Source organism: Bacillus methanolicus PB1 (assembly GCF_000262755.1).
In the GTDB taxonomy this organism is placed as follows: Bacteria; Bacillota; Bacilli; order Bacillales; family Cytobacillaceae; genus Bacillus_Z; species Bacillus_Z methanolicus.
The window spans coordinates 802,603-824,739 of sequence record NZ_AFEU01000002.1 but is presented as its reverse complement, the minus strand read 5'-3'; the positions used below and the strand labels follow the sequence as shown (position 1 = coordinate 824,739).

The following is a 22,137-nucleotide window of genomic DNA, read 5'->3' as shown; positions in this document are numbered from 1 at the left end:
TGTTGTTTTCATTAAATTCCGGGGATTTTAAAAAATTACATTAACCTACTGCACTATCCCGCTTTTTCTCATCCTGGACGAAAAGGATCCCCAGTTCATGATGATCGCCTTCGAATAGAGCCCTTTGGACAAAACGGACTTCTCCGTTTACATCCAGCACTTCAAGCTTACAATGGGCTCTGTTTCGCTGCAAAGCTTCGTAAAATTGTTTTTCGTTTTGGACGCGAACTCCGTTCACTTTTGTCACCATTTCTCCGACCTGCAATGCCATTTTGCTGGCAGGCGATTCCGGGATGATGCCAAGAATTATTAAGCCGTTATATCTTTTGGAAAAATAAAATGGAAGATTCTCTTCATGCAGTCTCTGGTGCAGCGTTATTGCTTCCCTGCCTAGAATCGCAAGCGCTGCTGCTCCGATGGACGTAATCGGCCACCAATAGCCCGCTGTCGAAACAATAAAAGTAATCGCTCCCAACACGATGACTCTTTTTCCAACAAGCTGAACAGCTTCTTTTGGCAGCAAACTTTGAATTTGCTGATGAAATCCTATGGCAAACGGAACCAGTAAAAAAGAATATGACTGTTCACCAAATGAAAAAACCGGCCACCATTCAAAAGGGGGCTGGATCGCTCCTCCCGGCAAAAGCAGAAACACAGGAAGCATCCAAAGTCGCTTTACTTCATGAACCCCGACTGTCAAACCCCGCTTGCTTTTTATTAATTTCGGAGAAGTGCCTTTCGGTCCGTTTTTAAAAATAAATATTCCTTCACCAATGATTAAGAGAGCAAGCAAAACAGTGATCGATGGGTAAATTTTTTCATTAAGGCTTGTAAAAAGATCTGGCATAAATGGAAGTGGCCAATCTTGCTGAGCGGCAAAAATGAGGGCAAAAAATGCCGCTCCCAACGTATAGGCCGGAGCAAGCAGCCGTACTTTTGTCGTAATGCTCCACAGAAATGTAAACAGTGCTGCCAGAACAACCGCTGCCAATGGAATGACTGTGCCGGCTGCTATAGCAACTACAGAGATGACGGATCCAATTACAATTCCTAACGGAAACAGCTGCCTTAGTTCGAAATACGCATCCTCTACGCGAATATGAAAATTTCGCCTTTCCCTTTTCACCCGGGAGACTCCTAATATTCCGGCCAGGAAGACAAGATAATAAAACACCGGGTGAAGAAATAACTTGCCTGTCCCCTTTAACAATTCAATAAACCATGCTTGAGCCACCCTTGTCACCAACCTCTATAAATAATTCTCACAGAATGTAAATATAGTAATCTATTAATGATTATTTTACCAAAACAAAACCATAAAACATATTGCTAGTTTTTACAAAAGGAAAAAAGGCTGTCTTATAAGCCTAAGGGGCAGACCCCATTATAGGACATCATGTTTGATAAATGTGCTATATGTTGATAAATGAACATGGGGTCAGACCCTTATGAGACAGCCTCTCGAAAAAATTAGGATGCCTGTCACCTCGCTAACAACCGCAAGGCGGTTTGCAGCTGGAGATCATTTTCTTCTTTTTTCAATTCTTCAATAATTGCCCCTTGAAGTGCGGCCGCAGTCTCTCCATCAATGATGCCTGTTGGTTTTATGTCGTGCTGCAGCTGGAACGCTTTGACTGCTTTTTCTGTCAACTCGCTGAAATAGCCATCGGTCCGGCCCGGTTCGAAGCTTAATTCATCAAGCATTTCCTGAGCGTTTTTTACTTGCTCATTGTTCATGTCTTTCTCAAGAGGTTTTTCAATTTTCAAAGGATGGGTATGGAAAATATCAGGCTGGCTGACTTTAATATCCGGTTCAATTCCTTTCTTGTGAATCCAGTTTCCATCAGGCGTAAGCCATTTAAACAGTGTCAGCTTAATATTGCTGCCATCTTCCATCTGAACTGGCTGCTGAACGGTTCCTTTACCAAAAGTATGTTCCCCGATCAACGGATACCCTTGTGCCTCTTTTAAAGCACCCGCCAATATTTCCGAGGCAGAGGCGCTCCCTTTATCAACAAGGACGGCAATCGGATATTGTTTTGGTTTTTTCAGCGTGGAAAAGTAGCGGTCTTTTTCTCCATTGCGGTGTTCAATTTGCACATATGGCTTTTTGTTAGTCACAAGTTCTCTTACTATTTCTTCAACGGTCGAAAGAAGGCCCCCCGGATTGCCGCGTACATCAATCACAAGTCCATCAATCCCGTCTTTTTCCATTGACTTCAATTGCGTTTTAAACTCCTCTGCTGTATTCTCGGAAAAAGAAGTTAATTCAATATAGCCAATGTCTTTTCCATTTATGTTTTTCACATCAGAATATACCGTGATTTGCGGGATTTCATCACGTTTTACTTCAACGGTTATCGGCTCTTTGAGCCCCTGGCGAGAAATTTCCAGCGTTACCTTTGTACCTTTTTCACCGCGGATTCTTAAAGTTGCTTCGTATAAATCGAGTCCCTCAACACTTTCTCCATCCACTTTTAAAATTTGGTCATTTGGCTTTAAACCTGCTTTTTCCGCAGGTGAATCTTTAAATGGAGCGACGATCACAATCTTTCCGTCAATCATGCTGACCTCGGCTCCGATTCCCTCAAACGATGATTCCAACGTTTCATTAAATTGTCGGGCAGTTTCTTTATCCATATAAACAGAATAAGGGTCTTTTAAAGTTAAAAGCATCCCTTGAATAGCCCCTTCAACAAGCTGTTCTTCGTCCACCTTTTCAACATACTTGTTCAAAATAAGACTGTAGGCTTGTTCGACTTTTCTTAAGTCGGTTTTAATTAAATTGCCTTCATTAGTGGATAACTGCTCTTCGTTTTGTTCTTGATTTGCCTTCTCCATATTTGCTTCGGCCCATTTCATTCCTGCGTATGTGCCGCCGGCTCCTGTAATTAACGACCCCGCCATTAATAATGCAATCCATTTGCGATTCAACACCATCCCCCTCTTCAACTGCTGCCCGGATTCTTTTTTCGATCATGCTGCTTTAAGTCCAAAAAATATGACTGTCAAAAACAATATATGTTCAAATGGACGAGTTATGAAAAATATTGCTTTTAAAAGATTTGTTTCGAAGCATTAATTGAATATAAGAAAACAGGCAGCTGACCGGTTCGGTTTCATTTTTGTTCATATATTGGAATAGGAATGAAGGCTTATGAATGTGATTGACGGCACATATAATTGATTGAAGGTTCCATAAATGTGTCGACGGCTCATATGTTTGATGGAAGGCTCATAAAATCAAATGACGGCTCATAAAATCGAATGACGGCTCATTTATTCGAATGAAGGCTCATTTATCTGAATAAAGGCTCATATTTCAAAATAAAGGCTCATATTTCAAAATAAAGGCTCATATTTCAAAATAAAGGCTCATATTTCAAAATAAGGGCTCATATTTCAAAATAAGGGCTTATATTTCAAAATAAGGGCTTATATTTCAAAATAAGGGCTCATAACCTGCCGTTGATCATGGTTAAGAGCGAGCCACACCACATTATTGAGGTAAAAACGGCTACTTTTGCGAAATAATCTCCGCTCCGAAGATCCATTTTATTCATATAAAAAGGAAGAAGCAAAAGAGCTCCTTCCCTTAATTCACTTTTTTTGCAGCTGAACCTGTCAAATCGGCTTATCGGGCAGCCGCATTCTGTTCAATTTGTTTTATATATTTTTTGCCCCACTCTTCGAGCATTTTTAGAACGGACATTAAACTTTTACCTTGTTCTGTCAAGGAATATTCCACTTTTGGAGGAACAACAGGATATACTTCTCGATGTACAAGTCCGTCTTCCTCAAGTTCTCTTAGTTGATTGGTTAACATTTTTTGCGTAATGTTAGGGATTAATTTTTTTAGTTCCATGAATCGCTTTGTCCCTTTTAACCCTAGATGGCATAAAATAACTAATTTCCATTTTCCCTCGATCACAGACAATGTTTGTACTTTTTCGTAATACACGCCCTTATTTTTTTGATTTGTCTCTTTTAGATAGTTTTTACCCCATTCTTCCAGCATTTCTATGATCGGCATTAAGCTTTTTCCCAGTTCCGTCAGGGAATATTCCACTTTTGGAGGAACTACGGGATATACCTCGCGATGAACTAGTCCGTCTTTCTCCAATTCCCTTAGTTGGTTGGTTAACATTCGCTGGGTAATGTCAGGGATTAAGTTTTTAAGTTCCGTAAACCGTTTTGTCCCTTTTAGCCCTAAATGACATAATATGATTAATTTCCATTTTCCCTCTAAGACAGACAATGTTAATTCTTTTTCGCGATAAATATCATTGAGTTTTTCCTTGTTCATCAGATTCATCTCCAGATGTATTAAGTATACTTTTTGATATTATAACACAAAAAAGTACCTACACGCATTTTTTAAAGTATTAGAACTTTTTTCAACTTAACCAAAATAATTTATAAGGTGCTCACAAGAATGGAAGGCTGACCTAAAACAAAGAGCCAGGCACCCTTAGTTACTATTTAGTAATTGCAGAAGGGAACCAGGATCTTAATGGTCAGCCTCATTATTATTTATCTTAATTTATTAGGCTTGCTGTCCGTTTATGCCGGATAAGCAATATAATCAAATTTGTATAAGTACAAAAAAGCCCTTAAAAATTATTTGCACAAATCTATAGCTGAACGTCCGTTTACTTGATATTTATATGCATCTAAAGGAATTTTTGACGATAATGACAGATTTATCTACTAAATAGTTTGGTTTGTATAACAAAGAGGCTGTCTCAAACCTTCATGGCATTTCAGCCACCGCGATAGATTTAGTCTTCTAGATAGAACTGCATAAAAAGACAAAAGGTCAGATCCCATTACACAATATATAGGACATAATGTTGGATAAATGTGCTATATATTGATAAACGAACATGGGGTCAGACCCTTATGAGACAGCCTCTTTGTTAAAACTCAATTTTAATTTTTTGCGATTCGCTGATTTTTTTCTTGTTTTTATCAAATACATCACTTGTCTTTATCTCAATCCACTTAATATCCTTTGCTTCATTACCATGCACATCTTCAGACTTATGACCATCTGTCCCCTTGTCATGCTCGTCTTTGTCCGCTTGACCACCTGCAGCATTAATAATAAAACCAAGGTTTCCAGCTTTTGTGCTATTTCCTTCAATTTCACCGTGAAGCTCTTCAAGATAAATATCTTTTTCCCAATCGAATGTTTCGCCTGTGTTTGTTTTAAGTAGTTCAATCGGTGCAAAATTCACTTTCTCCGAAGAGGTATTTTTGATTTCAACGAAAACTTTAACGAAATCAAATTCCTCCTTATGTGTTAACACATGAAAATAATCGATCATACTATAATCCGGTCTTAAGTGGATTAATTTCATCTCTTTTACTGTTAATTCTATTGGACCAACTTCATACGTTTTGTTGACGCTTTTAATAGCTTTTAAAGTGGATTCGCCTTTTTCGTCTTCATACGTTTGACCAACCTTTTGTAAGGAGCGATCATCCGGCACTTGAGGATTAGGCTGGTATTCCTGGTCGTTGTCAATTTTGTTCTCAGTTTGCTCCTGATTCTTTTGCTGTTTAGTTTCATCATTTTTTTCGTTCACGTTGTTTTCTGTTTGGATTTCATTTCCTGTATTTGCTTCGTTGTTTTTAGTTGATGAACAGCCGGCAAGCAAGATGATTAAAAATAGTATAGATAGAGTTTGTTTCACGATGATTCCTCCAGCTGATTTCTATTCAAAAAAGTTCCCGCTGCCTTTATTAAAGCAACGGGATGCTCTTATCTTGTCTGATTATTGTTTATTTATCTTCGATTTTAATGTCATAATTTAACGCATCGAAAACATATTTTGCGATGTCAGTGTTATCAATTTGTCCAACAAACTTTTCACTTCCCGGTCCGAATGCATAGACAGGAACGTCTTCACCTGTATGACCGCCTGTTGTCCAACCAGTACTGGAACGCTTATTGAAAATATTCTCAATGGCATTGTCGATGTCAACAACTTTGTTTGTTTTAGCTGCATCTTTAACTGATTGTATTTCTGCTGCTGTTAATGCTAGGATGTTTTGATCAATATATTTTTTCAATGTCGCTTCAACATCTGCACCTTTAACAATTTCTTCTGCCATGAAGTCAGGAGTACGTTTTGCTGCTTTGATTGGTTCGCCGAACCAGTTGTAATTGTTGTTTGCACCGATGGAATATCCGCCAGTTGAATGGTCAGCGGTTGCAACAACTAACGTATGCTTGTCCTTTTTCGCAAACTCGATGGCTGCTTTAAAGGCTTTTTCAAAATCTTCCATTTCACTCATAACAGCGACAATATCATTGTCATGCCCTGCCCAGTCAATTTGGCTTCCTTCTACCATTAGGAAGAAACCATCTTTATCTTTATTTAATTTTGAAATAGCAGTGTTTGTCATTTCTTCTAATGAAGGGATGTCTTCTGTACGGTCAATTTTCTTTGGAAGTCCGCCTGGAGCGAACAACCCAAGAATTTGATTATTTTTATCTTTCAGCATCTGTTCACGGTTTGTTACATAGCTGTATCCATCTTTTTTAAATTCCTCTGTCAAATTGCGGTCACCACGTTCAAAATTACTTAAACCGCCGCCAAGAAGAACGTCAATTTTATGTTTTCCGCTGACCATTTCATCAAAGTAGTCATCAGCAATCGAGTTCATGTTTTTACGGCTTTCATCATGTGAGCCGAAAGAAGCTGGTGTTGCGTGTGTAATTTCCGAAGTTGCAACAAGACCTGTCGCTTTTCCTTCTTCTTTAGCAGCTTCTAGAACTGTTTTTACTTCTGATTTGTCGTTGTCAACTGCAATCGCATTGTTATATGTTTTAATTCCTGCAGACATCGCAGTTGCAGCAGAAGCAGAGTCGGTTACGTTTTGGTGAGGGTCTTCAGGGTAAGTCATTTGCTGGCCTACAAGGTATTGGTCAAATGCTGTTCGTTCAGCAACCTTTGTCGCTGGATCGTTCTTTAAGTAGCGGTATGCAGAAGTATAAGAAACTCCCATGCCGTCACCGATTAAGACAATTACGTTTTTAATTTGAGATTGATTTCCTTGACGATTTTCCTGATGAATTCCCATTTGCTTTGCCTTCGTCTCTGGTAAGTTACCCATTAAACTACCAAAAGCAACAGATGATAAAACTGCTATAGGTACTAATTTTCTTATGAATTTTTTCTTAAACAACTAAAATCCCCCCCTGTTTAGTTTTCCAACGTTATGGCTATAATGATTATATTTGTAAATTATTAATCTAGTATTGATATTCTTTAAAGATATAGATTGTTTTATTAATTGATTCTTTACATAAATAAAACAATGTAAGATTCAATCCTTCTTTTCCTATTATTAAAAATAATTAGAAACCGCTTTCCAAATTGGATAATGTATGAAGCATTTTATTAATCTTTACACCTGGTAAACTTGTAACTCTTCCATTTTGATGGTACACCCAAACTAGTTCGCCAAGGTTTGTAATTTTCAAACTCCCCACACTTATTCTTTCTTCGGTCCAAATGTAATTAAATTTGGCCTCTTAAAGGACTCCCCTTAATAAATAAAAAAAACACAACATAGTCAACTCTAGCTTTGATAATGTTGTGTTTTTTCTAACTTATATTTATACATTTTAAGAGCTTTTTAACAACTTTTTTGTACTTCTACAAGATTTACATAGATAAGTAATTTAATGGATCTACCGCATTGGATTTTGATGGATTCCATGGGCCTTTATGAATTTCAAAGTGCAAATGTTGGCCGAAGGAATATCCAGTATTTCCCATTACGCCAATTTGCTGGCCTTTTGAAACCACTGCGCCTGTACCAACAAGTCTGCTCTGCATGTGAGCATAGACTGTTGTATAAATCTGGCCATTAATAGAGTGGGAAATAAAGATACAGTTTCCATAGCTGGAAGAATAGTAGGAACGGATAACAACACCGTCAGCTGCTGCTACGACCGGAACATTCGCACTATTCGCAATATCAATACCTGCATGGAATTCTCCATCGCGTGGACCAAATCCCGATGTGAAACTGCCATTTGCAGGTTTCATGAACATTCCGCTTGATACTGGCGGAGTCAAAAGATTTGAACCGCCGCCACCGCCATAGCTGACGGAGCCGCCGCTGCCTCCGGAGCTTCTTTTCTGTACTTGTGTTTGTCTTTGTCTTTCAAGTTCGGCAAGACGCTGCTTTTCTAGCTGGATCGCTTTTTGCATAGCTGCTTCTTGAGCTTCAAGTACTTCTTTTTCTTCTTCAAGTGCAAGCTTTTCTGTATGCTTGTGCTCTTCTTGTTTTTTCAATGTAGACATTAATCGATCTTTTTCCGCTTTTTGAGCATTCAGCTGCTTTTTCATGTTTTCAAGTTCGGCAAGCATTTTTTCAAGCTCGGCTAAATCCTTTTCTACTTTTGCCTGTTTTTCCTCTAAAAGCGCTTTATCTTCCATATGCTCGCGAAGAATTTCCTGATCAGCTTCCACGAATGTTGCTACAGCCCCTACCCGGTCAATAAAGTCTGAAAAGCTTTGGGCACCCATTAATACATCTATGTAGCTTACCATTCCACCGGTTTCCTGGAATGAACGCGCCCGCTCTTTTAGCATTGCATCGCGTTTTTTAATCCTTTCTTGCAAAACGGCAATTTCGCCTCTCAGCTTTTCAATTTCTGCTTTCGTTTCTGCGATTTGCACATTTTTTTCATTAATTTTTTCATTTGTATCTCCAATCGCAAGATCGAGTCTCTTAATCTCTGCAACGACTTTTTCCTGTTCACTTTGCAATCTGTTAATCTCTTGATCTGCTTTATTAATTCCCGACTCTAAACCTGAACGCTTCTTTTGAAGTTCATACTTTTTATTTTGCAATTCTTGCAATTTGGTAGATGCGATTGCCGAATCGGGCGCCACCCCCGTAAATAAACTCCCAACTCCTACCGTTGCTGCAACGGACAGGGTTAATAATGACCTTTTCAAGTTCCGATTTCTCCTTTCCATTTTCAACTTTGTACAGGTAAATCATCGAATTTATGTATGTATTTCTCGTTTTTTATAAGGCTTAGAAAAGCCCGCACGGAGGCCTTCTAAGCGCGTCTAAACTTTTAAAAACTTTCTCATTGACATCATGCTTCCCCAGATTCCGATTAAAGCCCCCATTAAAATGAGCAGGCAGGCAACCTGGTAAACAAAAGGATTAAACTCAAGTATTTTTATAAAATGATTGGCCAGCTTTGGCTCCAAATAGTCGTAAGCATAATAATAAGCCGATGAAACAAGAGCAATCGGCAAGATTGAACCGAGCAATCCGATCCATAATCCTTCAAGGAAAAACGGCCAGCGAATAAAAGTGTTGGTCGCTCCTACTAATTTCATAATCTCGATTTCTCTTCTTCTCGCAACGATCGTAATTTTTATCGTATTGGAGATCAAAAACATGGCCGTGAATAACAGACCGATTATTAAAACGAGTCCAACATTCCGGCTTGTTTCGATAAATTTGAATAATTTTTCAACTGAACCCTGTCCGTATTTTACCTTTGCCGCGTACTCCAAATTTTCAATTTTCTTAGCAGCTTTCATCGTATCTGTCGGATTTTTCGCCTTTACGATAAATACATCGTTTAACGGGTTATCCTGCTCGAACGGTTTAAAGACTTTTCCTTCTTCTCCCAAACTGTCAATTAAGTTATCGAGTTCTTCTTCCTTTGAGGAGAATTCAATACTTTTTACTTCCGGGATTTGTTCTATTTTTTTCCTTAGAACTTGCTGGTCTTGTTGTTTAGCAACAGGATCGATGTGAACGCGGATTTCCACGTCCTCTTCTATGGTTGACGCCACTTTATTGAGATTCATCATAATGACGAAAAATACGCCAACAATTATAAGTGTTACAGTCACGGCGCTTACGGACGCAAATGTCATCCAACCATTTCTTCCAAGGCTTTTAAAACTTTCTCTGACATGACGGCGAAATGTTCTAGCTTTCATAGCCATATTCTCCTCTTTGTTCGTCACGAACAATTCTGCCGCTTTCAATTGCGATGACTCGATGCTTGATCGTGTTAACGATTTCCTTGTTATGTGTAGCCATGACCACGGTCGCTCCTCTCGCGTTGATTTCTTCAAAGATGCTCATAATTTCCCATGAAGTTTCCGGGTCAAGATTTCCTGTAGGCTCGTCCGCTATTACAATTTTCGGTGAATTCACAATGGAACGTGCAATCGAAACCCGCTGCTGTTCCCCGCCCGAAAGCTCCGTCGGAAGCATCCGCGCTTTATGCTTTAAGCCTACAAGATCAAGAGTTTCCATAACTTTTTTCTTTATTAAATTTGGCTGCTCTTCAATTACTTCCAGGGCAAATGCAACATTCTCGAAAACTGTCAACGTAGGAAGCAGCTTAAAATCTTGGAACACTACCCCAATGTTGCGGCGGAGAAGAGGAACTTTTTTGTCTTTTAATCTGCTAATATCCACACCGTTAATTAAAATGACACCTTTAGATGGTTTTTCTTCACGATAGATCATTTTGATAAACGTAGACTTTCCCGCACCGCTCGGTCCAACAATATATACAAATTCTCCCTGATCGATTTTTACATCGATGCCACTAACAGCTGTAACACCGTTTGGATATTTTTTATGTACATCCTGCATTTGAATCATTCATATCACCTAAATCCAAAACTTGTCGATTGATTCATAAGCCATTTAGACTATTATTTCGACATTTTTTGCGAATTTCCAATTGACATTGTTTTTCATTAATCGCCAAAATCTTTTCTTGCCCTTATTGCACAAACCCATTATAACATCATAATTTGTCAAATTAACGGTAAAAAATATTACAGTTTCATTTCAAATTAGTCGATTTTTACTACAATTTGATCTTTGTTGGCTTTCTTCGGGTTAGGGAGCTTTAAAATTTTTGTCAAAATATTGTTTTGGGGAGTTTTTTAACAGGAATGTAAAAGAAAGATGACAATTGTAAAGGTGGTTTTTTGCAAGCAATTTAAAAGGAAAGGAATTTTTATTGCTGACGTTTTTGGCAAGGGGCATTTTCTTTTAAAAAATAAAGGCTGCCCCAAATGTACACGGCACCCGTCTGAATTATAGAAACATTGATTATATTCAAAGGTGGACCGGTTTGGGTCAGCCATTAATTTTCGGACTATTTATTTTTTGCCGGCCAGCCATTCAGCTACAGTAGAAGCTTCTTCTCCTTGAAGCAAACCTTTTGGCATGGCGCCTTTTCCTTCAGCGATAACTTTTTCAATATCTTCTTTTGAAAGTCTGGAACCAACTTTGTCAAGCGCAGGACCTACTCCGCCTTCAAGATTTTGTCCGTGGCAGCTTGAACATTTTTGGTTAAATATTTTTTGTGCATCACCTGCATCCGCAGTCGTTGTTTCACCGCCGCCGCCATTGTTTGTCGATGTGTCTTTCTCAGCATTATCTTCCCCGCCGCAGGCAGCCAAAACGAGAGAAGCGCCCATGAACAAGGCTAGTAGCTTCTTTTTCATTGTATTCCCCCCATTGTAAATAACGTATTGTCAAAAATTTTTAGATAAAATTTGGATAATTTATTGATATTTAAGGTTTTATAAACAAAAAACTTGCCACCCCCATTGTTTTAGGGTATTAGTGAGGTAACCACACACACACCAATCCTAAAACAAGGAAGTGACAAGTTGTTACCTCAATTATTAACCTATTTGCTTGAATATATCAAGCACCAAGATCAAATGATTCGAACATTACTTACTCTTCTAATTGGAAAAAACATGTTTGATAAGCCAACAGAAAAGCCTGTAAATAAGCCTTATCAAAAACTTCAGGTGGATGAGCTACCGATTATTGAAACTCTACAAAAGCTTGATTATCAAATTCTTCTCACAGAATATTTGGAGAAGAACGGGAAACCTCTCAAACCTGTTCAGAGGCGTTCCCATTCAAAAGGTAAGGTACCTTCATCCATGAAATGTCCAAGGTGTGGTGCTCCGTCCGATTATCTTTATGCCAATAACGGAGGCAAAGGACAGTATCAATGTAAGGTGTGTGCGTGTCTGTTTAATAAAAAGAACCAATATGCCAAAGAGGCTGTACTCAAATGCCCACACTGTTCTAAAACACTCGAGAAGATCAAGGAAAGAAAAGATTTTCTCGTATTTAAGTGCAAAAACAATGACTGTCCGTATTACAAAAAGAAACTGCAAGGAATGTCTAAAAAAGAGAAAAAGCAGTTCGAAAAGGATCCTCAGTCTTTTAAAGTTCGATACATATTCCGTCAGTTTCAAATTGATTATCAGCCGTTAGCTAAACATTCACCTAAGAAGCCAAAAGTGGATTTGTCCAGGCTTCATGTGTCACCGCATACATTAGGACTCATTTTAACTTACCATGTTAACTATGGCCTATCAGCTCGGAAAACAGCTGCACTGATGAAGGATGTTCACGGTGTAAACATCTCTCACCAGAGTATATTGAATTACGAAAACAGCGTAGCACTGATGCTCAAACCTTATGTGGATCATTATCCTTATGAGCTCTCTGATCAATTCTGCGGAGACGAAACATACATAAAGGTGAATGGCCGTTGGCATTATCTTTTTTTCTTTTTTGATGCGGTAAAGAAGATTATTCTGTCCTACCCTGTTTCTCCAAATCGTGATACGGTGTCTGCCATCCGTGCGATTGATGAGGTCTTATGGAAGATGAAAGAGATCCCGGAAGACCTCACCTTTGTCGTAGATGGCAATCCAATTTACCTTTTAGCACAACACTTTTTTGCCCAACACGGTATTACATTTGATGTGAAGCAGGTCATTGGACTAACCAACGAAGACCTGGTTTCCACGGAATACAGACCGCTAAAACAAATCATTGAAAGACTGAATCGAACATTTAAGGGCAATTACAGATCGACACACGGATTTGGATCCGATCACGGATCCGTTTCTTATGTGACCTTGTTTGTAGCTTACTTTAACTTCTTGCGGCCACATTCAGCCCTAGAAGGCAAAGTGCCTGTAGTTATTCCAGAACTAAAAGAACTGCCGAATATGCCTGCACGTTGGACAAAACTGATTGGTTTAGCTCAACAATGGCTAGTAGAGCAAACTGCCTAACTTTTTGTTTAGCAGAGCCCTTACCAGCATCGGCGAAGCGAACTCTTGACAAACCGAACCAGTCAATGGTTTAAAATGGGAATTGGCAAGGGCTTCTTTGGTGTGCCTTCTTTTTGTTCCCTTCGCCCTTGTTGGTTCAAAATTAAACCATTGACGTGTTTGTCAAGAGCGATTGCGGCGGCATTTTCTCTATTTTCGGTAGAACACATCCTTCCAATACTGAGTTTTCATAGAACTTTTGACACTACCGTAAATAATTGAAAAGTACACCTATATTATACCAGTATTAGACCCGTTTAAAACCCTCGCCAAGTACCTCGGAAGCATCCATAACAACGATAAATGCTGTCGGATCAATGGCTTTGACCAGTTGTTTCAATTTTGTGAACTCCGTTTGGTCCACTACACACATTAAAACCGGGCGTTCATGGTCGGTGTACCCTCCATATGCTGATAGTTTTGTCACACCACGGTCAATTTTATTCAATATTCCATTGCAAATTTCTTCCTGTTTGCTCGTAATAATTATTGTCATTTTCGAGCGGCCGAATCCCACTTGAACGAGATCAATCGTCTTGCTCGTAACATAAAGTGCAATCAGTGCATACAGACCGCGTTCTATATCAAATACAAAAGCAGCCGTCAAAACGATCAGGCCATCAATAATTGCTACACACGTACCTAATGACAGGCCGGTAAATTTATTAATGATTTGCGCAGCCAGATCGGTTCCGCCCGTAGAGGATTTTCCCCGAAAAACAATTCCTAGACCAAGCCCGACACCAATCCCCCCGAATATGGATCCAAGAAGAGGTTCATTTGTCCAGGAGCCCCAGTCGTTTGTCAAAAATACAACAAGCGGCAAAAATACGGTTCCAACAAGTGTCTTCGTTCCGAATTGCCTCCCTAAAAAAATCAGCCCGGCTATAAAAAGCGGAATGTTGAAAGCCCACTGAACGTAAGCCGGCTCCCAATTAAAAAGTGCGTCCAGTATAGTGCTGATACCGCTGACGCCGCCTGATGCAACTCGGTTAGGAAGCAGAAACACATTAAATGCAATCGCAATGATTGCAGACCCTGCGAGGACATTCATATACTCCCATAATTTTTCTAATTTTGGATTAATAGGATAATTTCTCTTTTTCCTCATTTCGAATAACTCCTCCAAAACGCTCAAAAGATGCCGATGCATAATTTCCGAAAGTGAGTATAGCATGGCGTTTAAATAGTGTAAACGCCAACAAACTGCCGTATTAAAGTGATAAAATTTCTTTTGTTTTTGTTTAGGTTTTGAAAAATGTCATATTTTTATGAAATTTTCAAAGGAATTTTGAACTGGTTTATAAAATCACCGAAGATGTAAATTGGATGATAAATGGTCGAAACCGGATCATAAATTATCGAAATTGGAGATTATAAAACTAAGAAATTGGTTTATAATTTATAAAAAATCGGCTCTTAAAAAATATTCATAAAACCAATCCAACAATAAAAAAACCTTGCTGCCCAAACACAGCAAGGTTTTACAAAATATTACTGTAATCGTGAACGCAAGTAAGCATTAATAAACGGATCAATGTCACCGTCCATTACCGCCTGGACGTTCCCGATTTCCGTATTGGTGCGGTGATCTTTAACAAGAGAGTATGGGTGGAACACGTAAGACCGGATCTGGCTTCCCCAGCCGATTTCTTTTTGTTCCCCGCGAATTTCTGCAAGTTCTTTTTCTTGCTCTTCAATTTTTTTCTGATAAAGCTTTGCTTTTAACATGTTCATCGCGCGTTCGCGGTTTTTGATTTGTGAACGCTCAGTCTGGCACGTTACGACCACACCCGTCGGAATATGTGTAATCCGGACGGCTGAATCAGTCGTGTTAACGTGCTGACCGCCGGCGCCGCTGGAACGATACGTATCTATCTTCAAATCTTCCGGCCGGATTTCGATCTCAATTTCATCGTTAAATTCCGGCATAACCTCGCAAGAAACAAAGGAAGTGTGGCGGCGGCCCGATGCATCAAACGGAGAAATCCGCACGAGGCGATGCACCCCTTTTTCGGCTTTTAAATATCCGTAAGCATTATGGCCTTTAATTGCAAGCGTAACGCTTTTAATACCAGCTTCATCGCCGGGCAGATAATCAAGCGTTTCCACCTTGAAACCTTTTTTCTCCGCCCACCGTGTATACATGCGAAGAAGCATAGATCCCCAATCTTGGGACTCGGTACCGCCTGCACCCGGATGGAGTTCCAAGATCGCATTGTTTTTATCGTAAGGTTCATTGAGCAGAAGCTGAAGTTCAAACTGATTGACGCGTTTTGTAAAGTCCTTTAGTTCATTCTCTAATTCTTCCTTCAATTCGGCGTCATTTTCCTCTTTCACGAGTTCATATGTTAAATCCAGGTTCTCTAACGTTTCATTCAAGTCATTAAATTCATTGACAAGGTCTTTTAAGCCGTTTGCTTCATTAATGATTGTCTGGGCTTTTTGCTGATCATCCCAAAAGTCCGGCTGAAGCATTATTTCATCAAGCTCGGCGATCCGGGCTTCTTTATTTTCGAGGTCAAAGAGACCCCCTGAAGTCCGCTAATTTCTTAGCTGTTTTTTCAAGTTCATTGCGAATATCTGCTAATTCCATATCATCACCTCAAAAATTTTCTATCATTATATCGTTATTTCTCCGAAAAGCAATCAATCGGAAGGAAAAAAGAGTCGGCTCTGCCGGCCGGCTCTCTTAAAACACTTTAGCAAATTAATGCATCACTGTACTGAGGGTCAGACCCCTATCGCTTTAACGCATCACCGTACTGAGGGTCTGGCCCCCTTTGCTTTAACGCGTTACCGTACTGAGGGCCAGACCCCTGCCTATGCTCCGTGGCAGTTTTTGTATTTTTTGCCGCTGCCGCAGAAGCATGGGTCGTTGCGGCCTATGTTAATTTTCTTGACAATTGGCTTTTTCTTCGGCTTTTCCCCGCCCTCTTTCGGATTCACCGCATGGCCTTTTGCTACTTCCTGACGCTCGAGGTTATTGTGGATTTCAGCCTTCATTATATATTTTGCAACATCTTCTTCAATCGAAGCAATCATATTTTCAAACATCGCATACCCTTCGTTCTGGTATTCGCGAAGCGGGTCAATCTGGCCGTATGCACGCAAGTGGATGCCTTGGCGAAGATGATCCATCGCGTCAATGTGATCCATCCATTTAGAGTCAACAGCGCGAAGCACGATCACTTTTTCAAATTCACGCATTTGCTCAGGCCCGAGCATCTCTTCTTTTTCATCATAACGCTCTTTCACCTTTGCAAAAATAATTTCCGAAATTTCTTCCGGCTCTTTGCCGCGAATGTCGTTAATTGTCATATCGCCTTCTTGAAGAAGATTTCCGTTGACAAAATCAATGATGCCTTGCAAGTTCCATTGTTCCTCATCCTCATGGCTTGGCGCATAAGCTTCGACATTTCGCTCAATAACGGATTGAATCATGCTTTCAACAATTTCCCGAAGATTTTCCGATTCAAGCACTTCATCGCGCTGCTTGTAAATAATTTCACGCTGTTGGCGAAGAACGTCGTCATATTGGAGCAGCTGTTTACGGGCATCAAAGTTGTTGCCTTCCACACGTTTTTGCGCAGATTCAACCGCTTTTGACACCATTTTGCTTTGAATCGGCTGCGAATCATCCATGCCGAGGCGCTCCATCATCGCTTTCATATTGTCGGATCCGAAACGGCGCATTAATTCATCTTCCATAGAAAGATAAAATTGGGTTACACCCGGATCCCCTTGGCGTCCGGAACGTCCGCGCAGCTGATTATCGATCCGGCGGCTTTCATGGCGCTCTGTGCCAATGACAGCAAGTCCGCCAAGCTCTCTTACTCCTTCGCCGAGCTTAATGTCCGTACCACGTCCGGCCATGTTTGTCGCAATCGTCACAGCGCTGCGCTGTCCTGCCTGAGCAATAATCTCTGCTTCGCGTTCATGGTTTTTCGCATTTAAGACATTATGGAGAATGCCTTTTTTCTGTAAAAGCTTTGAAATTAATTCAGATGTTTCAATAGCAACGGTACCGACAAGAACAGGCTGTCCTTTTTTATGCCGTTCGGCGATGTCTTCTACTACTGCACGGAATTTCCCTTCCATCGTAGCGTAAATCAAATCCGGACGGTCTTCACGAATGACCGGCATATTTGTCGGGATCGCAACAACATTCATGTTGTAAATATTGCGAAATTCCTCTTCTTCCGTTTTAGCTGTACCGGTCATACCGGCCAGTTTTTCATACATACGGAAGTAGTTCTGGAACGTAATCGTTGCCAGCGTCATGCTTTCATTTTGAATTTCAAGGCCTTCTTTCGCTTCAATCGCCTGGTGAAGTCCATCACTGTAGCGTCGGCCTTTCATTAAGCGGCCGGTAAATTGGTCGACGATGACAATTTCACCGTCCTGCACGACGTAATCTACGTCGCGGTGCATGCTGACATTGGCTTTAAGTGCCTGATTAATATGATGGTTCAATGTCACATGAGAAATATCAAACAGGTTGTCAATGCCAAAAGCACGTTCTGCTTTTGTAATCCCTTCTTCTGTAAGCTGAACGCCTTTTGTTTTTTCATCATACGTATAATCTTCGTCTTTTTTCAATGTCCGGACAAAAGCATTTGCCTGAATATAAAGCCGGGCTGACTTTTGCGCGGTTCCGGAAATAATGAGAGGAGTGCGGGCTTCGTCAATCAGAATTGAATCGACCTCGTCAATCACCGCAAAATGAAGCGGACGCTGCACTTTGTCATGCTTGTAAAGCACCATGTTATCACGCAAATAGTCAAACCCGAACTCATTATTCGTTCCATACGTAATGTCGGCTGCATATGCCGCCTTTTTTTCCTCTTTCGACATTCCGTTTAAGTTTAAACCAACAGTGAGCCCGAGGAATTCATAAAGTTTTCCCATTTCGGTGGCATCTCGGCTTGCGAGGTATTCGTTGACGGTAACAACGTGAACACCTCTGCCGGTAAGGGCATTTAAGTACACCGGCATTGTTGCCGTTAACGTTTTTCCTTCCCCAGTCTTCATTTCGGCGATATTTCCGTCATGAAGGGCAATGCCCCCCATTAATTGGACCGGATATGGATACAAGCCGAGCACGCGCTTTGCTGCTTCACGGACAACGGCAAATGCCTCAACAAGCAAATCATCTAAAGACTCGCCTTTTTGATGGCGGACTTTAAATTCTTCCGTTTTTTCACGCAGTTGGTCATCTGTTAATTTTTCCGTGTCGGAAGCAAGTGCATCAATTTGCTCAGCCAGCTTTGTAAGTCGTTTTAACTCGCGTTTATTTTGATCAAACACTTTATTTAAAATCCCAAGCATGATAAACGCTCCTTTTTATATCGGGTAGCAGGCATCGATATCACTTAAAAAATCCCGTAAACCCTCTAGTTCAATATAGATGCACAACCAAGTAATCAATACGGGCATCCATGAAAAAAGATTCGCTTTTTTGGCTATCATCGGTTTTTTCCTTATTAATATTACCACTTCCGCTATACAGTGACAACTTATGTAAATATGGAAAGAAGGGGCCGGCTCAAATGTAAAGGGCCAGACCCCCCAATACGGGAGTCAGACCCTTATGGTTCAGCCTCTTTGTTTTACCCTTTTACTTTTTCTCGAGATTGGGTCAGCCATTCAGAAATGCCCGGGATTTTTCGCCAAATATGCAAGTGATCTTGTACATAAATGATCGCTTCCTCCACTGAACCCAAGCCGTATGAAGGCAGTGAATAATCAGGCAATTTCTTTTTCCCTGTAATATAGTCAATCACATATTTGTTTGATTTCTGAGCATTTTTTAACAACTTCCCTGCTAATGGAGTAAATCCATTTTCCAGCAATTCAAGCAAGAGATAATTATATAAGCCGTAAGCAGTTTCTTCGTTATATTGATTCAACAGCTTTTTCGCTTTCCCGAGCTCTTTGTTATCCACGTAGGCGATGAATAAAGAGTAACGCACTCCTTGATTATCATTTGGGTTCAATTCCAAAAGCTCTTCAAAATGATGAATCGCTTCTTGCAGTTGGCCCAATTCATAACTCGCCTGAGCATAATTCATCTTGGCCCGCATATACGGACGCGTTTCAAGCAATCCCCAGAAACGCCCTTTGTTTTCTTTAAAAAATGATTCGCCGAGGTCTTTTTTTCCTAACTCCATTCCTTGTTTATACAAGGCATTGGCTTCAACAAGGGAACCGGCTTCCTCCGCCAAAATATTATAGCCGTCCGGATGAGAAGGATTCAGCTTCAATGCTTCCCTGGCGAGTTGGTAACGCTGCGGCCCTTCTATTTCATACGCATCGTATATAAGATTTTGGGCTTTTTCCTGATCTGATACAATTCCTTTTTTGCTTTTTTTCGGCTCGAACCTCTTGTTCCGCAAATACTCGTTAATCTCTTCAATGCTGTTAAAATCTTTATCAGCGAGTTCTTGAAATGCTTCATGCATCACCCGCTCCGTCGACATCGGAGCAGAAGGATGCTTATTGATGATGAATTGTGGAAATGATTCCGTGTTCGATCCGGCGATACGAAAAGACATCAACTTGTCTATTTCGTCTTCTAAGATATCAAACATTTCGTTATACCGAGCAGAAATGCTGTTTGCTGACACTCCGTATTCTTTAGCCAGCTGTTTCTGCGTAAGGCTGAAGCTTGTCGGTAAAATCATTGACATTAAATATTGCAAAGCCGCAACGTATATATATGGGTTTTGAATCCGCTTGTTCGTTCTCCGGCAAAATTCAGCCCATAAAATGATGCCCGCATCGATAAACGGCCGAAGTTCTCCGATACTTTCCATTTCTTCTTCGAACAAATAGGCAACTTTCCGGTTGGAATCATGCTTCCAATCGATTGCATCAATCTTAATCTTATTAGCCGCTTCAGGAGCATGGTTCATAAGCTCTAAAAAATAATCCTTCAAAAATTCTTTCTCATCCTCATAACCGGAAACAGCAAATTCCGTTTTCACAAACTTTTCATAGTCTGCCACGGATTCTTTCGGCAGATTAAAACAGCTTGGGAAGGAGTAATAATTTTGTCCGTATGGCAGCAAAATCGCAAAGACGTATTCCCCTTTTTCGTATCCCTGCATTTTTTCAAAAAGGTTTATTGTAAAACTTTCTTGACGCAATGTATCTTTGACAACTAGATGATTCTCTTCAATGGCTGTGATTTTCCCGGCAACAAGCTCCGGACCGGTCCATGACCGGAAAATTTCTTGCAGCCTTGGACGTTTTATTTTCGGCAGCTGTTGAGAAATAAAACGTTCCAAGATCGTTTCGCCGTCAACGAGCAGTTCAAAACAAGTAAACCAAAACGTGTGAATAAACTCATAAAATTCTTCTTCGCTTTCATCAGAAAGAATGAGCATTTCACGCTGAAAATCAAAATCCTCTAATAGTTCGCTCTCGTAGTTAAATAAAGCAAAATCTATGATTTGCCTTTGAAGATTCAGAAGCTCATTTTCGAGAATTTGATTAATCGAAACTGTCTCTTTCGCTCCGTGGCACTTTTTATATTTTTTCCCGCTCCCGCATGGACACGGATCATTCCGTCCTACTTTTCCGTTCACCGGCATCCTCCCCGTTTCATAGAATTATGGCGCCATTCTATCATTATTCTATCATTCTCATGCCTTTTCTTTTATCTTATCAAACATTCATAGTTTAGACATCTTTTTAATAAAATAAAACATAAGATTTGTCTTATCTCAAAATGAAAAACAGGAAACCCTTACTAAATATTGAAAATATATAATAACTGTTGTCCGGAGCCAGGCACTTAATGGTCAGCCTCCTAAAAAAACACCTCCATATACGAGCGCACCGGCAATGACATAGGCAGGATGAACCTTCCATTTTTCCATTAAGAAAAAGCTAACCGCACCGATAAATAAGGTCTGCCACATGCCGACGCTTTCATAAGAGGAAAAAAAGAAATCGTACGTCATGATCCCGAGAAGCACCGCGATTACGGGGCGAACGGAAATTGTCATTCTTTTTACCTTCGGCGATTCTTTAAATTTCATCAGCAATCCGAGCGATGCAAGCATGAGAATGAGGGACGGGGCCGCGGTTGCAAACACGCCGACCGCGGCGCCAAGAACACCGGCCTGCTCATACCCGATATAGCCGGCCATTTTCGTCGCAATCGGACCGGGAAGCGAATTTCCGAGCGCCATCACCTCGCTGAACTCATGAACAGTCAGCCAGCCATAACGGTCAACGACTTCATTTTCAATAAGCGGAATGGAAGCAGGTCCGCCGCCATACCCGAGAATTCCCGGCACGAAAAAAGCCCAGAATATTTTTAAATAAATCATGTTGAATGTTTCTCCTTTTTGCCTTGATCACCTGAACGTGAATCTTTCTTTAAAAGTGCACCCAATAATAGCGCAAAAATAATAATGGCCGGATGAATGTTTGCAAATTCCATTAAAATCAAGCTTGCAACGACAAAAAGGAGTGTCCAGCCCCAGCCGAGGGTTGATTCCCACGATTTTTTCACATAATCCCACGTTAAAACCGCAAGCATGACAGCCACAACAGGCATAACAGCGGCTGCCATCCCTTTTACCCATGATTCGTCTTTATAAGCATTTAAGGCGTTTAATAGAAAAATCATCATAATAATCGTCGGAACCGTTGAAGCAACTAACGCATTCAACATGCCGACTATCCCGCCGACCCGGTAGCCGATATAGCCTGCCAGCTTTGTCGCGATTGGCCCCGGCAGGGCATTCCCGATCGCCACGATATCTCCAAATTCATCTGAATCCATCCATTTGTATTTATCAACAACCTCCTTATAAACGAGCGGGATCGACGAAGGGCCGCCGCCGTATCCAAGCATGCCGACTCTGAAAAATGCAACGAAAATGTCCACTTGTTTCATAAATATGAATCACCTTTTTTCGCCCTTTCCTGGAAAAGAAGAGGAAAGTGG

General features: G+C 40.5%; 16 protein-coding genes and 1 pseudogene. 1 reads left to right on the top strand and 16 read right to left on the bottom strand.

Annotated features, from left to right (window positions below; all coding sequences use genetic code 11):
- Window positions 1-40: 40 nt before the first annotated feature.
- From PB1_RS09010 to cccB, 10 genes and pseudogenes are all read right to left on the bottom strand, one after another.
- Window positions 41-1,234: a PDZ domain-containing protein gene (locus PB1_RS09010; protein WP_003352029.1), complete on the bottom strand. Its 1,194-nt coding sequence runs from the start codon at window positions 1,232-1,234 to the stop codon at window positions 41-43.
- 248 nt (window positions 1,235-1,482) lie between these two features.
- Window positions 1,483-2,934, bottom strand: coding sequence for a S41 family peptidase (locus PB1_RS09005; RefSeq protein WP_003352028.1), 1,452 nt, complete (start codon window positions 2,932-2,934; stop codon window positions 1,483-1,485).
- Window positions 2,935-3,634: 700 nt separating this feature from the next.
- Window positions 3,635-3,931: a winged helix-turn-helix transcriptional regulator gene (locus PB1_RS18570; RefSeq protein ID WP_238533121.1), complete on the bottom strand. Its 297-nt coding sequence runs from the start codon at window positions 3,929-3,931 to the stop codon at window positions 3,635-3,637.
- 57 nt (window positions 3,932-3,988) lie between these two features.
- Window positions 3,989-4,306: pseudogene (locus tag PB1_RS18565) on the bottom strand (winged helix-turn-helix transcriptional regulator); the annotation flags it as partial.
- A gap of 613 nt (window positions 4,307-4,919) precedes the next feature.
- On the bottom strand, window positions 4,920-5,699 hold the full coding sequence (locus tag PB1_RS08995; protein WP_003352026.1) for a DUF4352 domain-containing protein: 780 nt from the start codon (window positions 5,697-5,699) through the stop codon (window positions 4,920-4,922).
- 88 nt (window positions 5,700-5,787) lie between these two features.
- A complete protein-coding gene (locus tag PB1_RS08990; RefSeq protein WP_003352024.1) occupies window positions 5,788-7,197 on the bottom strand; it encodes an alkaline phosphatase family protein in 1,410 nt (469 codons plus the stop codon).
- A gap of 482 nt (window positions 7,198-7,679) precedes the next feature.
- A complete protein-coding gene (locus PB1_RS08985; protein ID WP_003352023.1) occupies window positions 7,680-8,984 on the bottom strand; it encodes a murein hydrolase activator EnvC family protein in 1,305 nt (434 codons plus the stop codon).
- 117 nt (window positions 8,985-9,101) lie between these two features.
- Window positions 9,102-9,995: a permease-like cell division protein FtsX gene (gene ftsX, locus PB1_RS08980; RefSeq protein ID WP_003352022.1), complete on the bottom strand. Its 894-nt coding sequence runs from the start codon at window positions 9,993-9,995 to the stop codon at window positions 9,102-9,104.
- On the bottom strand, window positions 9,985-10,671 hold the full coding sequence (gene ftsE, locus PB1_RS08975; protein WP_003352021.1) for a cell division ATP-binding protein FtsE: 687 nt from the start codon (window positions 10,669-10,671) through the stop codon (window positions 9,985-9,987). Before ftsE ends, ftsX begins: the two co-directional genes overlap by 11 nt.
- A 509-nt stretch (window positions 10,672-11,180) precedes the next feature.
- Window positions 11,181-11,528, bottom strand: coding sequence for a cytochrome c551 (gene cccB / locus PB1_RS08970; protein ID WP_003352019.1), 348 nt, complete (start codon window positions 11,526-11,528; stop codon window positions 11,181-11,183).
- A 168-nt stretch (window positions 11,529-11,696) separates the two neighbouring features.
- On the opposite strand from cccB, the gene PB1_RS08965 reads away from it, so the two are divergent.
- Window positions 11,697-13,133 carry a DDE-type integrase/transposase/recombinase gene (locus PB1_RS08965; RefSeq protein ID WP_003350502.1) on the top strand — a complete coding sequence of 479 codons (1,437 nt, stop codon included), beginning with the start codon at window positions 11,697-11,699 and terminating at the stop codon, window positions 13,131-13,133.
- A 286-nt stretch (window positions 13,134-13,419) separates the two neighbouring features.
- Here PB1_RS08965 and PB1_RS08960 read toward each other — a convergent pair whose 3' ends face one another.
- The 6 genes from PB1_RS08960 to PB1_RS08930 all read right to left on the bottom strand — a co-directional run bounded on the left by PB1_RS08960 (window position 13,420) and on the right by PB1_RS08930 (window position 22,086).
- Entirely contained in the window at window positions 13,420-14,283 is an 864-nt protein-coding gene (locus PB1_RS08960; RefSeq protein WP_003352018.1) for a YitT family protein, read from the bottom strand.
- 383 nt (window positions 14,284-14,666) lie between these two features.
- Window positions 14,667-15,768, bottom strand: a protein-coding gene (gene prfB / locus PB1_RS08955; RefSeq protein WP_155816406.1) for a peptide chain release factor 2 whose coding sequence is annotated in 2 segments (ribosomal slippage) — window positions 14,667-15,695 and window positions 15,697-15,768 — 1,101 coding nt in all. Because the reading frame shifts where the segments join, the coding sequence is not laid out codon by codon here.
- A 227-nt stretch (window positions 15,769-15,995) separates the two neighbouring features.
- Window positions 15,996-18,503, bottom strand: a complete 2,508-nt coding sequence (gene secA, locus PB1_RS08950) for a preprotein translocase subunit SecA (RefSeq protein ID WP_003352016.1) — start codon at window positions 18,501-18,503, stop codon at window positions 15,996-15,998.
- Between the two features lie 281 nt (window positions 18,504-18,784).
- The gene (locus PB1_RS16570) at window positions 18,785-20,764 is read right to left on the bottom strand and encodes a YecA family protein (protein WP_003352015.1); all 1,980 of its coding nucleotides are present in this window, start codon (window positions 20,762-20,764) and stop codon (window positions 18,785-18,787) included.
- Window positions 20,765-20,980: 216 nt separating this feature from the next.
- Window positions 20,981-21,514: a chromate transporter gene (locus PB1_RS08935; protein WP_003352014.1), complete on the bottom strand. Its 534-nt coding sequence runs from the start codon at window positions 21,512-21,514 to the stop codon at window positions 20,981-20,983.
- Window positions 21,511-22,086 carry a chromate transporter gene (locus PB1_RS08930; RefSeq protein WP_003352013.1) on the bottom strand — a complete coding sequence of 192 codons (576 nt, stop codon included), beginning with the start codon at window positions 22,084-22,086 and terminating at the stop codon, window positions 21,511-21,513. The genes PB1_RS08935 and PB1_RS08930 overlap by 4 nt, the downstream gene beginning before the upstream one ends.
- Window positions 22,087-22,137 lie beyond the last annotated feature (51 nt).

What these genes read in the sequence shown, in the direction of transcription:
- ftsX (WP_003352022.1), bottom strand. Translation starts at nt 9,995, where the DNA reads ATGAAAGCTAGAACATTTCGCCGTCATGTCAGAGAAAGTTTTAAAAGC.
- ftsE (WP_003352021.1), bottom strand. Translation starts at nt 10,671, where the DNA reads ATGATTCAAATGCAGGATGTACATAAAAAATATCCAAACGGTGTTACA.
- cccB (WP_003352019.1), bottom strand. Translation starts at nt 11,528, where the DNA reads ATGAAAAAGAAGCTACTAGCCTTGTTCATGGGCGCTTCTCTCGTTTTG.
- PB1_RS08960 (WP_003352018.1), bottom strand. Translation starts at nt 14,283, where the DNA reads ATGAGGAAAAAGAGAAATTATCCTATTAATCCAAAATTAGAAAAATTA.
- secA (WP_003352016.1), bottom strand. Translation starts at nt 18,503, where the DNA reads ATGCTTGGGATTTTAAATAAAGTGTTTGATCAAAATAAACGCGAGTTA.
- PB1_RS08935 (WP_003352014.1), bottom strand. Translation starts at nt 21,514, where the DNA reads ATGATTTATTTAAAAATATTCTGGGCTTTTTTCGTGCCGGGAATTCTC.
- PB1_RS08930 (WP_003352013.1), bottom strand. Translation starts at nt 22,086, where the DNA reads ATGAAACAAGTGGACATTTTCGTTGCATTTTTCAGAGTCGGCATGCTT.